General features: G+C 42.5%; 10 protein-coding genes and 1 pseudogene. 8 read left to right on the forward strand and 3 right to left on the reverse strand.

The window, feature by feature from the left end:
• A pseudogene (locus O9323_RS13620) lies at positions 1-201 on the forward strand (GDP-mannose 4,6-dehydratase); the annotation flags it as partial.
• 12 nt (positions 202-213) lie between these two features.
• On the forward strand, positions 214-1,152 hold the full coding sequence (locus tag O9323_RS13625; RefSeq protein WP_002733729.1) for a GDP-L-fucose synthase family protein: 939 nt from the start codon (positions 214-216) through the stop codon (positions 1,150-1,152).
• Between the two features lie 53 nt (positions 1,153-1,205).
• Here O9323_RS13625 and O9323_RS13630 read toward each other — a convergent pair whose 3' ends face one another.
• Complete coding sequence (locus O9323_RS13630) at positions 1,206-1,880, reverse strand: hypothetical protein (RefSeq protein ID WP_002733841.1); 675 nt, start codon at positions 1,878-1,880, stop codon at positions 1,206-1,208.
• 947 nt (positions 1,881-2,827) lie between these two features.
• On the opposite strand from O9323_RS13630, the gene O9323_RS13635 reads away from it, so the two are divergent.
• The 6 genes from O9323_RS13635 to O9323_RS13660 all read left to right on the forward strand — a co-directional run bounded on the left by O9323_RS13635 (position 2,828) and on the right by O9323_RS13660 (position 12,167).
• Positions 2,828-4,045, forward strand: coding sequence for a hypothetical protein (locus O9323_RS13635; protein WP_002751013.1), 1,218 nt, complete (start codon positions 2,828-2,830; stop codon positions 4,043-4,045).
• Between the two features lie 60 nt (positions 4,046-4,105).
• Positions 4,106-5,290, forward strand: coding sequence for an ATP-grasp domain-containing protein (locus tag O9323_RS13640; protein WP_002778477.1), 1,185 nt, complete (start codon positions 4,106-4,108; stop codon positions 5,288-5,290).
• A gap of 168 nt (positions 5,291-5,458) precedes the next feature.
• Positions 5,459-6,346: a succinate--CoA ligase subunit alpha gene (locus O9323_RS13645; protein ID WP_272104403.1), complete on the forward strand. Its 888-nt coding sequence runs from the start codon at positions 5,459-5,461 to the stop codon at positions 6,344-6,346.
• Positions 6,347-6,646: 300 nt separating this feature from the next.
• On the forward strand, positions 6,647-11,251 hold the full coding sequence (gene gltB, locus O9323_RS13650) for a glutamate synthase large subunit (protein WP_288125284.1): 4,605 nt from the start codon (positions 6,647-6,649) through the stop codon (positions 11,249-11,251).
• Between the two features lie 68 nt (positions 11,252-11,319).
• On the forward strand, positions 11,320-11,628 hold the full coding sequence (locus O9323_RS13655; protein ID WP_002751005.1) for a type II toxin-antitoxin system Phd/YefM family antitoxin: 309 nt from the start codon (positions 11,320-11,322) through the stop codon (positions 11,626-11,628).
• Between the two features lie 179 nt (positions 11,629-11,807).
• Positions 11,808-12,167, forward strand: a complete 360-nt coding sequence (locus tag O9323_RS13660) for a DNA cytosine methyltransferase (protein WP_002751004.1) — start codon at positions 11,808-11,810, stop codon at positions 12,165-12,167.
• Here O9323_RS13660 and O9323_RS13665 read toward each other — a convergent pair.
• Both O9323_RS13665 and O9323_RS13670 read right to left on the reverse strand, forming a co-directional pair.
• Positions 12,137-12,337 carry a hypothetical protein gene (locus tag O9323_RS13665; protein ID WP_002751002.1) on the reverse strand — a complete coding sequence of 67 codons (201 nt, stop codon included), beginning with the start codon at positions 12,335-12,337 and terminating at the stop codon, positions 12,137-12,139. The genes O9323_RS13660 and O9323_RS13665 overlap by 31 nt on opposite strands.
• Before the next feature lie 15 nt (positions 12,338-12,352).
• Entirely contained in the window at positions 12,353-12,601 is a 249-nt protein-coding gene (locus O9323_RS13670; protein WP_002751000.1) for a type II toxin-antitoxin system RelE family toxin, read from the reverse strand.
• Positions 12,602-13,061: the final 460 nt, after the last annotated feature.

Here is a 13,061-nt window from a genome sequence, read left to right on the forward strand (position 1 = left end):
GATTTATTGATAGGAGATTCTACAAAAGCCAGAGAGAAATTAGGTTGGCAGCCGTCGGTGACGTTCGAGGGACTGGTAAAATTAATGGTAGATGCGGATTTAGCGGCTTTGGGGATTAATCTTAATAACGGTGGTGATAGCCAACAGTTATTAAAAGAGCTGGCTTATCTTCGCAATCGTTCGATGACAACTGTGGATTAAAGAGGTGAAAATATGCTGAATTTAAGCGAACAAAGAATCGTCGTCACCGGGGGGGCCGGATTTTTAGGTCGGCAAGTAGTTAATCAATTAATTGCAGCAGGGGCAAATCCCGAAAAAATTACAATTCCTCGGTCTAAAGATTGTGATTTAAGAGTTTGGGAAAACTGTCAACGTTTAGCCAACGAAGAAGATTTAATTATCCATTTGGCGGCCCATGTGGGAGGTATCGGTCTTAATCGGGAAAAACCCGCCGAATTATTCTATGATAATTTGATGATGGGAACCCAATTAATTCACGCTGCCTATCTAGCAGGAGTGCAAAAATTTGTCTGTGTGGGGACAATTTGTGCCTATCCAAAATTTACTCCAGTACCTTTCCGTGAAGACGATTTATGGTCAGGATATCCCGAAGAAACCAATGCGCCTTATGGTATCGCTAAAAAGGCTTTATTGGTACAATTAGAGTCCTATCGTTTGCAGTATGGTTTCAACGGAATTTATCTTTTACCGGTGAATTTATACGGGCCGGAGGATAATTTTGATCCGGGTAGTTCCCATGTAATTCCTGCTTTAATTCGCAAGGTTTATGAGGCACAACAACGGGGGGATAAACAACTTCCTGTCTGGGGAGATGGTAGTCCAACCCGGGAGTTTCTCTACTCCACCGATGCAGCGCGAGGCATTGTCATGGCCAGTCAATTCTATAATGAATCAGACCCGGTTAATCTTGGTACAAATTATGAGATTTCTATCAAAGATTTAGTGGAATTAATCTGTGATTTAATGGGTTTTGATGGCGAAATTGTTTGGGAAATAGATAAACCGAATGGTCAACCGCGACGCTGTTTAGATACAACCCGCGCTCAGGAAAAATTCGGTTTTGTTGCTCAAATGGAATTTAAAGAAGGTTTGCAAAAAACCATTGAATGGTATCGGCAAAACGCCGCCTAGTCTCGATAGCTGGTGTGTTAGATTAATAACTAACACACCAGATTCTTTTAAGCTTACTGACCGGTAAAATCAGAACGAAGGGTTAATTTTAAATCTTCTTTGGGGTTAATTGACAATAATTCCACCGATTCTCCTCGTAATAACCAACCGGCTAATACTTCTAATCCTCCTCCTCGTATAATCTCGCTAACCGGTTGGTCAGAAGTAAAGGAAGCGAGGACAGAAGCGGCGGATTTTCCTAATACTGCACCCTGAATAATTTTATCGGGGTTAACTCCCTTAATTAGCCTTTCTAGACGGGTGAAAACTGCCGAAATAGCATCAATAGATTTTTCTTGGGGTTGACGGGTTTTTAAAAAGATTTTTTGGGATAGAAAACGGGAACCTTGACCATCGGGTTTAATTTCTCCGATAATCTGACTACCATCGGGAATAATTGTCTGTCCTTGGGAGTTCTTAATATTATCGGTTACGGTCAGTGATAAAGAAAAAGTTTCTTGTTTGGTTAAAAGAATTTTTTCCCCCTGCTCGTATTTTACAGGGATATCTGTGCCAGCAGGAATTAATCGATCATTCCCCAAAGGAATCGGTTTAATCTGGTTAATCGGGGCGAATTGACGTGCGATCGCAGGAGTCAAGGAAAGGGAGACCACAACGAAAGAAGCACTTAAAAGCATTGTTAATAGGGTCAGAGGATGATGACGACCCTGCTTTTGAAAATTTAGCATCTTACCCTTGAGTTTCCTAGTGGGAGCGAATTAAAGACAGAGACGAAAGCGGGAAAAAGTTTGTTTCCAAGCAAGAAAATGTGGGAAAAAGGAGAATTTTAGCAAAAAAATGACTGAGATTTTCGAGTAATTGCCAGTTATTAGTTTATTTGGTCTATTGGAACGCCAAAACTCTTGATTTGTCCGCAGTTCTTAGTTTGGCACGGTTAATGGAGAACAAGAACTATTTATGATAGGATTATAGGTTCAATCCTATCAAAAAAAATCACCCGATCGAATTAGAATCTGTGAAAAAATGTAACAATTGTGACAAAAAACTGAAGAAACCTCTGATCGGGTTGCCACCGATCCCAAACTCAGGACAAGGGGTCATCTAAACCTGGCCCCACAGAAACGGCACACCTTCGCTTTCGGTTGAATTAACTCAGCACAATGAGGACAAGGAACCCTATCCCTGTCCTGTGATCGAACAGAAACAGTTCTCTCGCTATTCCAAGTCACGATCAACCCAAAAAGAGCCACTAGCACCCCAACTGCTGGATTAAAGGCCATCATTACAAACCCAAAAATCAGCATACTCAAACCAATAAATTTATCCATAAGCTCCTCTTGTAGATAACCTTGCTCATAAACCCGAACCACCCCCAATGCCTATGAGCCAAATCACACATCGGCCACCCTACCTCAGAAAGATGAGAAATAAGCCAACTAAAGATAGAAATAGAGAGAGTGAAAGATTGCTAGACTCACAGAGGTGGATAGCTAAAAAAGTCTCGCCTCTAACCCCATAATGACACAATTAACTTTAAGTTTTGCGATCAAGTAAGCCAAAAATATTCTCCCCCATCACCCGCGAACCGGATGCTGTTGCTAAAATAATCTTCATAGGGGAGAGCGCGGGAAGTTTCCAAATATCATCCTTTTTGTCCTGTACTTAGGAGTAGATTATGTTTACTAAACTTAATAATTTGTGGAATCAGTTTTTCAGGAGATCAAGAAGGATTAATGATAAACCATTAAATAAAGTAAGTTTATTGGTAATAATAATTGTTGATATTTTCATCTTAGTTAATGTTTTTACAGGATTAGATGATATTAGTAGGTGGCATTTAAGCCCCCAACAAGTATATCCTTGTTACAGCGCATGGCAAAGTTACAAGAAAAATAATAGTCCAGATAGAGATTATGATTTAATTACAACTTTTTTAGTTGATTATAAAAATAATTATCAAGATGAAGAAATAGGACATTTAGGTAAAGTTTCTCCAATTTGTTTGCAATATGCTGATATTAAAAATAAGTTAAATAATAAAGAAAATAAAACTTTATTAAGTAAAATACAAACAAAACAAGATAATATTAATATACTAGAAAATAATAATAGAATTATTAGAAGTCAATATGATTCTACCCTATTAGAGAAAATTGCTGGACAGTCTGCCAACAATTCGATAAACTGGGTAAAAGCGGAAGAGGCAAAACAGAAACTAGAGGAAAATAATAAAAAAATATCAAAAATCAAAGAAGAAATTGTTAAGCTAAAAAATGAACTACTACAAAAACCATCGAGTCAAAATTTACTTGCTTTCATGAGAAATGAAAGTAAATTTAATGATGTGGAAGCTGGTTATAAAAATGCGTCTTTTTGGTATCCTAGCATTCAATTAGGTTTTCAGGTTTTATTTTTAGCACCATTAATAATTATTGCGTTATTAGTGAATCAGTATGCCCAAAGTCGCGGCTATGGTTTAATAGCGTTAATTAGTTGGCATTTATTAGTTATTTTCTTCATTCCTTTAATTTTCAAAGCTTTTGAATTTTTGCAAATTGGTATTATTGCACAATTCATTTTTGATATTATCGGTGCTATCTTTGGAGGTTTAGTATTTTTAGTTCAATATGTTTATATTCTGTTAATCCCTTTGTTCGGTTTTGCTGTTATTAAATTTTTGCAAAAGTTTGTTTTTAATACCAAGTCTCAAGCAGCAAAACGAGTACAAAAATCACAATGTATTAACTGCGCTAAAACGATTAAAAATCAAGATGCTCATTGTCCCCATTGCGGTTATTATCAATATGTAGAATGTCATCATTGCCATGAGTTAACTTATAAAAATTTACCTTATTGTTATCATTGTGGTACTGCACAAACTTATGATAGTTAATAGTCCCCAAGCTACCGAAACGAGCAAAGAGAGAACCGCCACTTTATCAACTAATCAATTATGGATTTACTCGAATACCAAGCCAAGGAAATATTTGCTCAAGTCGGCATCCCCATTTTACCTTCCCAACCAATCCACGAACCGGGGGGACTAAAAAGATTAAACATTCCCTATCCGGTCGTGCTAAAGTCCCAGGTACGAGCGGGAGGACGGGGAAAAGCAGGAGGAGTAAAATTTGTCGCTAATACTATCGATGCGATCGCTGCTGCCCATGCTATCTTTCATTTACCGATCGCCGGAGAATATCCAGAGGTAATCTTAGCAGAAGCCAGGTATAATCCGCAACAGGAGATATTTTTAGCCATTTTACTCGATTATCATCTGCAAAGACCGGTTTTACTCGGTGCGAGTCAAGGGGGGATGGATGTGGACAGTTTACTGGCAACCATGCAAAAAGTGGTCATTGAAGAGAGATTTTCCCCCTATCTCTGTCGGCAATTAGCCGTATCTATGGGTTTAAGAGGGTCTTTGATCGAGTCTATCAGTCAAATTCTCGAAAAAATGTATAGTCTCTTTGTCAGCAAAGATCTCGATATTATCGAGATTAATCCCCTGGGTATCAACGAAACTGGGGAAGTGATGGCCCTAGATGGCAAAATAAGTGTTAATGATGCCGCTTTAGCTAGACATCTCGATCTTCTGGCCCTGACCCCTCCCCAATTACAATCCCCTTGGTCGATAATTGATCAAACCGGCCAAATAGCCGTGATCAGTAATGGCCAGGGTTTGATGTCCACTGTCTGGGATGCCTTGGCAGGCAAAGGGGCAAAACTAGCAGCCTGGCTTATACTGGAGGAAAGACTAGAATTAGAGCAATTAAACGAGCAAATAGAGGCCGGTCTGCAACAATTCCAACTATTGGCCGATTTAAAAGTGGTTATCGTTGATATTGTCAGTTATCCCGACTTTGGCCAAAAAGCGATCGAGACTATTAGCAATTACTACCGCAGTTATAGCCCATTATCACCCAGCCGGGGCAGTGGTGAACGAACGATCCGGGCCACCCGACAGGAAAGACAAACCTTGGAACCCCGATCTTTTCTCAATCCCACCCTACCACAAATAATTTTTCGCGTCCTAGCTGACAGCAAAGCGATCGATCTCAGTCAGAGTTTAGCTGATGTTAACTTTCATTGGTTAGAGTCTTTAGAAGAGGTGGTCACTGCAGCCATTAAATTAGCCTAGAATCAGTGATCAGTTATCAGTTATCAGATGTGAGTTTTCAGTTCACAAGGGACGAATCTAAAACCTTTGACTCTTGCCTTCAGAAGCGGATTACTGTTCACTGATTACTGTTTACTGTTTACTGATTATTGTTTACTGATTACTGAAACAACTCCCAACACTTAATATATGAAATGGACAGATAAAGATCAGATAATTATGCAAGGGATCGATCGACCCCTAGGCAAATATTATGCGGCACGATTGAAAGCTCAGGGAACCTGTTTAGTAGCGGGGGTGGCTAGTGGCCACGGTGGTGAGATAATCGCAGAGATACCAGTGTTTGATCTAGTGGCTGAGGCCGTTGCTGAAGCCGGAGAAATCAAGACCAGTTTAATTTTAGTCCCCCCCAATCAAGTCCTAGATGCGGCCTTAGAAGCGATCGCAGCAGCAATTCCCCAATTAATTATCGTCACCCCCGGAGTTCCCCCCTTGGACCTGGTGGAATTATTAAAGATAGCTAGTACCACCGGAACATTAATTCTCGGCCCCGGCAGCCAGGGTGTGATTATTCCCAATTATCTTTGGTTGGGTATTTGTGAACCGAATTTTTATGAATCGGGGACAATCGGTCTGATCACCCGCGGCGATCGCATAGGGGATGAAGTGGCGAAAACTTTAACAGCAGCCGGTTATGGTGAATCTATGGCGGTAAATTTGGGGACTGACGGCATTATTGGCTCCAATTTGTCCCAATGGTTGCAGGTTTTTGAGGAAGATGACAATACCGAGGCAATTCTCCTCGTCAGTCAGGTGGGAGGAAAGGCCGAAATCGAGGCGGCCAAATATATTGCCTCGGCAATTGAAAAACCAGTGATTGCCTATCTTGTCGGGTTAAATGCAGCGATTGAAACCAATTTCGGCGATACAGAAACAATTATTTCTAACCAACTTTCCTACTCTGTTGCCGCTAAGAATACCAGAAAAGATAGCTTACGTCATTTTCAAGAAGCTGGGGTGACAGTGGTAGAAAAATTAGCCGATTTACCTGCCTCTTTAGCTAAAGTCTTGTCCTGAATTTGACCCCATTGCTCCAATAATATTTATAATCAGACAATATTCCGTCAAAATAAGCACCTAACAGGATGTTTCACCCCATCCAGGGGATTTTCGATGACAATTCCTGAGAGCTACTATATCATGGTAGATCACCTGTGATTCCTCAGACCGGCCAAGATAAAGACGGCAACAGGCAAAAATTAGGAAAAATCAGCGACAATCGAAACGGCAAGATCAAAAAAAATTCTATTCTAGATTGACCCTTTCAGCAGACCAACTATCCCACCCTTCTAGACAACGACCCTAAGGATAACTTCTATGGCGCAACAAAATAACCTAAAAACCGACAATATACACCAAATCGATCCCTATTGGGGTCCCCCATGGCTCGTAGAGGAACGGGACGCTTGCGGAGTCGGTTTTATTGCCGATGTGCGCGGTTCCGGCAGCCATCAACTAATTGAACAGGCCCTTTTAGCCTTAGGTTGTTTGGAACACCGGGGAGGCTGCAGCGCCGATCAGGATTCCGGGGACGGTTCTGGTATGATGACCGCTATCCCCAGAGATGTCCTCGCTCCTTGGTTCGCCGAAAATGGCTTAAATATGCCAGAATCTGAGCGACTAGGGGTGGGTATGGTCTTTCTTCCCCAAGCGGCCCAAGAACGAGCCGACGCTAAAGCACACATCGAGGAAATTGTCAATAAATATAATATTAAGATTTTAGGTTGGCGTGCTGTTCCCGTCCGTCCCCAAGTCCTCGGAAGACAAGCAAGGGAAAATCAACCCTACGTCGAGCAAATTCTGGTTACTTCCCCCGATTTAGCTGGTTCTCAATTCGATCGCCTACTCTATATTGCCCGTTCTGAAGTCGGTAAGCAACTGGCCGATGATTTCTATTTCTGTTCCTTTTCCTGTCGCACCATTGTCTATAAAGGGATGGTACGGGGCGAAATCCTGCGAGAATTCTATCTAGACCTGCAAAATCCCGCCTATAGCAGTCAATTCGCTATTTATCACCGACGTTTTAGCACCAATACCCAACCGAAATGGCCTCTCGCTCAACCGATGCGTTTATTGGGTCATAACGGCGAAATTAACACCCTTTTGGGCAATATTAACTGGATGTCGGCCCGGGAACCCGCTTTAGAAACGGAAGGTTGGACCCACGAAGAATTACAATCCCTGACTCCCATTGTTAACCCCGCTAACAGCGACTCCTATAACCTCGATAGCGCCCTAGAATTATTGGTGAGAACCGGCCGCAGTCCCCTAGAAGCGGCTATGATCCTAGTGCCGGAGGCCTACAATAATCAGCCGGATTTACAGAATTATCCCGAAATTATCGACTTCTACGAATACTATAGCGGTTTACAGGAACCCTGGGACGGTCCAGCTTTACTGGTCTTCAGTGACGGGGGAATCGTCGGCGCTTGTTTGGACCGCAACGGTTTGCGACCGGCCCGTTATAGCATTACTAACAACGGTTATATCGTCGTTTCCTCGGAAGCGGGAACTATTCCCCTCGATGAAACCACCATTATGGAAAAAGGTCGTCTCGGCCCCGGTCAAATGATCGCGGTGGACCTAGAAAAAGGCGAAATTAAGCGTAATTGGCCGATTAAACAGGAAATTGCCCGCTCTAATCCCTACGGTGAATGGGTGAAATCCCAACGCACCTTGATTGACAAAGAAACAGCGATAGACATTCCCACCCCTAGTAATCTCCTTCCCCTGCAAACCGCTTTCGGTTATACTGCCGAAGATGTGGATATGATTATCGTCCCCATGGCAGAACAGGGAAAAGAACCGACTTTCTGTATGGGTGATGACACTCCCCTAGCAGTCCTCTCCAGTAAACCCCATCTTCTCTACGATTACTTTAAACAACGTTTTGCCCAAGTTACTAACCCCCCCATCGATCCTTTACGCGAAAGTTTAGTCATGTCCTTGACTATGTATCTAGGACGACGGGGCAATATCCTTAAATTAGGGGTTGATGACGCACATTTACTGAAATTAGACTCTCCTCTGCTCAATAATGCGGAATTAGTCAAAGTTAAAACCTCTAGCTACAAAACAGCCGAACTTTCTACCCTTTATGATCTGACCACCGGACCGGGGGGATTAGAAACCGCGATCGCTAATTTGTGCGCTGAGGCCGCCAAGAAAGTAGCATCGGGAGCAGAAATTTTAATTCTCAGTGACAGGACTGCTTCTATTGACGAAAAAACTAGCTATATTCCCCCTTTATTAGCTGTTGGTGCCGTCCATCATCACCTGATTCGCTCACACTTGCGTTTAAAAGCTTCGATCGTGATCGACACGGCCCAATGTTGGAGTACCCATCACTTCGCTTGTCTAATTGGTTATGGCGCTTCCGCAGTCTGTCCCTATCTGGCCCTAGAAACGATCGCCCAGTGGTGGATCGAGCCAAAAACCCAGAAATTGATGGAAAACGGCAAATTAGAAGCTATTAGCCTCGAAAAAGCCCTAATTAATTACCGCAAATCCGTAGAAGCAGGATTACTGAAAATCCTCTCGAAAATGGGTATTTCTCTCCTATCTTCCTACCATGGGGCGCAAATTTTTGAGGCGATCGGATTATCGGCAGATTTAGTTAAACTAGCTTTTAACGGTACTACCAGTCGCGTCGGGGGTTTAAGCATTGCTGAGGTGGCCCAAGAAGCGATCGCATTCCACAGTAAAGCTTTCCCCAATCTTACCGCTAAAAAACTAGAAAACTACGGTTTTGTCAACTACCGTCCGGGGGGAGAATACCACATGAATTCCCCGGAAATGGCGAAAGCACTCCATAAAGCCGTGGCTGCTCACTCCCAAGGTGAAGGATATGACCATTACGAAACCTATCGTCAAATCTTGCAGCAAAGACCTGTCACCGCTTTACGCGATTTATTAGAATTTAACAGCGATCGAGCTTCAATTGCCATCGAAGAAGTAGAATCGATCGAAAGTATCCTGCAACGCTTCTGCACAGGGGGAATGTCCCTCGGTGCCTTGGGCCGGGAAGCACACGAAACCCTAGCGATCGCCATGAATCGCATCGGAGGTAAGTCCAATTCTGGAGAAGGGGGAGAAGATCCGATCCGTTACACCAGCTTAAGCGATGTGGATGTAGAAGGACATTCCGTGACCATGCCCCATCTAAACGGCTTAAAAAACGGTGATACGGCTAATTCTGCCATTAAACAGATAGCTTCGGGTCGTTTTGGAGTCACTCCCGAATACTTAATGAGTGGAAAACAGCTAGAGATTAAAATGGCCCAGGGAGCAAAACCGGGAGAAGGAGGTCAATTACCCGGGAAAAAAGTCAGTTCCTATATTGCCATGTTACGGCGATCGAAACCGGGAGTAACTTTGATTTCTCCCCCTCCTCACCACGATATCTACTCGATCGAAGATTTAGCGCAATTAATCTACGATTTACACCAAATTAACCCCCGGGCCAAAGTTTCCGTCAAATTAGTGGCCGAGATCGGTATCGGCACAATTGCGGCCGGAGTTGCCAAAGCTAACGCTGATATTATCCAGATTTCCGGCCACGATGGTGGTACAGGTGCATCACCCCTAAGTTCGATCAAACACGCGGGTAGTCCCTGGGAATTGGGAGTAACGGAAGTGCATCGGATGTTAATGGAAAATCAACTGCGTCATCGGGTGATTTTGCGTGCAGATGGGGGACTGAAAACCGGTTGGGATATCCTCATGGCTGCCGTGATGGGTGCGGAGGAATTCGGGTTTGGTTCCATTTCCATGATTGCCGAAGGGTGTATCATGGCCCGCGTCTGTCACACGAATAATTGCCCTGTGGGAGTCGCTACCCAGCAGGAACGTCTCCGCACTCGTTTTCCAGGAATTCCCGCTCATGTGGTCAATTTCTTTACTTTGGTGGCCGAGGAAACGCGGCAATTATTGGCGAAATTAGGCTATCACAGTTTAAATGAGGTGATTGGCCAGGCAGATCTGTTAAAAGTGCGCTCCGATGCTCGTTTAACTAAGACAGAATCCCTCAATCTCGATTGTTTGTTGAATTTACCCGATGGCCGCAGCGATCGCTCTTGGTTGCAGCACGAGGAAGTACATAGTAACGGTGCTGTTCTCGATGACGATATTCTAGCCGATAGCGAGATTAAACAGGCGATCGAGCAACAGGGAACCGTCAGCAAAACCTACAGGATTGTCAATACCGATCGCTCTGTCGGGGCGAGAATTGCGGGGGTAATTGCCCAAAAATACGGTAATGATGGCTTTGAAGGCGAAATTAAGCTCAATTTCCAGGGTGCGGCTGGTCAAAGTTTCGGAGCATTTAATTTACCCGGTGTCAATCTCCATTTAGAGGGAGAAGCTAACGATTATGTGGGTAAAGGCATCTACGGCGGCGAAATTGTCATCTTACCTCCCCAAAACGCCAATTATCAGCCTGAAGATAACGCTATTATCGGTAATACCTGTCTCTACGGGGCCACCGGTGGGGTATTATACGCTAATGGTCGCGCTGGTGAACGCTTTGCTGTCCGCAATTCCACTGCGAAAGCGGTTATCGAAGGGGCCGGGGATCACCTCTGTGAATATATGACCGGTGGGGTAATTGTCGTGCTTGGTTCCGTCGGTCGCAACGTCGGCGCCGGGATGACGGGAGGATTAGCTTATATTCTTGATCCGTCCCTACCGGAGAAACTTAACCCCGAAATTGTCAAGATTCAACGGGTTGCCACGGCTGCCGGTGCGGAACAGTTAAAATCTTTAATTGAGGCCCATGTAGAACGCACTAATAGCCCCAAAGGTAAGTTAATTTTAGCTAATTGGGATAGCTATCTCGGTCAATTCTGGCAAGTGGTCCCTCCCTCGGAAGCGGATAGTCCCGAAGCGCAAATTAGCGCGGAGAAAACCTTAACTTCGGTGTAATTTCTTTGGGGTGCGTTACTCTTGGTTAACGCACCCATTGATTAATTTTTTGACTGCGGAGTTGATTAATGGTTATGCTGCCCATCCCCACCACCTATACTAGCTATACCCAAGCACAGGAACATTTTCTTCAGGTTTTAGAACAAGTAGAACTGGGAAACTCGATCGTTATTGTCCAACGTCAGGGTCATCATGATGTGGCCTTGATTGCTGCTGAAGTTTATCTTTTGCGCTCTCCAGCTAACGCTCAACGACTTTTTCAGTCCTTAAATTGGTCACAAGAAAGATTATCTCAGACAGCTGCCACCACTTCTCTAGAAGAATTACGTCAAGAATTGGAGACCGAGATTGAGCAAGAAAAAGCCGCAGAAGTCTGAAACCGAAATTGTGCGAGTTTTTACTCAATTATGCCTAATCTAGTATCTCCAAATTGATTATATGGGGACATATTAACCTTAATTATTTAGACTACAGTTTTTATCGCTGCATAAGTCGGAACATTTGCTAAAATTTAGGATATATTCACTTTGGCTATCTTTGGTGTCATAATTTGGCAATGACAAACGAAAAACTCAGATTTATCGATCTTTTTGCTGGTATTGGAGGATTTAGATTAGCTTTCGAGAGCGTTGGTTATGACTGTGTATATTCTTGTGAAATAGACGAAAACTGTCAAAAAGTATATTTCAATAATTTTCAAGAAATTCCCGATCAAGATATTAGAAAAATTGCTATCCACGACCTCCCTGATTTTGAAGTGTTGACAGCAGGATTTCCCTGTCAACCCTTTAGCATTTCTGGAAAACGAGCTGGATTTAGAGATACAAGGGGAACTCTATTTTTTCACATCTGCGAAATAGTCAAATTAAAGCAAGATACAAGCAATCAATCAATATTTAGCATCTTCTTAACCTGATCTAGAGAATAAGTTTGACTATCTTTTTCTTCTTCTTTTGCTTGTATTAAATCTTCCAAATCCTCTAAGTCTTCTAAGATTTCTTTAATTTTCATAAACTCCTCATAAGTTAAAACAGCAAATTCTTTTTTGCCATTTTTGATTAAGAATTCAGGATGTAATTCAATCATTGTTTTCTCCTTAATTTAATTGTAGATATTTTGTCGATGTTTAACACGATAAATCACTAAAGTTATTTCTTCAACCTCAAATAGAATTCGATAGTTACCCACCCTTAAGCGATAATTAGGCGTAAAATTCTTTAATTGCTTGACATCTCCTTGTAAATTATCCTTCATTGCTTCAATTTTAGCCATAATTCTAGTCCGATCTTGAGAAGAAAGTTTTTCTAAGTCTTTGATAGCTTTAGGCTTGAATTGAATTTGATATTTCACATTATACCTCTTGCATAAATCAGAGAAATTGAAGATTTCTAATTTTGGATTTTGGATTGAGGGATTTAGGACTTTTACCAGAAATCTATTAATTGTACCTCAATCAGGTTGAGGTGGGCTATCAAGCTCAAATAAAACAGCTTATAGTGATGGGGAAACCCCACTTATATATTATGTTCCAAGGCAGAGCCTTAGAACAAGCAGTAGTAGGACAAAATTAACTTCTTGGTTAGCACAGACACCCATGCACTCATACAAGAGCCTTTGAGGGTTCAAAAACAGCCCAAATAAGGATTAAATAGCATAAAATATGTAAATAGACGGCTCTCCCAGCTTTGGTGGGTAAAATGTATTCTAAGATACATTTCTCCTAGCGAGGGGGTGGAACGAACCACAAAGACACAAAGGACACAAAGATCGATCGATCCTATGTCAATTAAACTTATCACACAGAACCTAG

Origin of the sequence: Microcystis sp. LE19-131.1A (assembly GCF_027532015.1) — a bacterium.
Lineage (GTDB): Bacteria > Cyanobacteriota > Cyanobacteriia > Cyanobacteriales > Microcystaceae > Microcystis > Microcystis ichthyoblabe_A.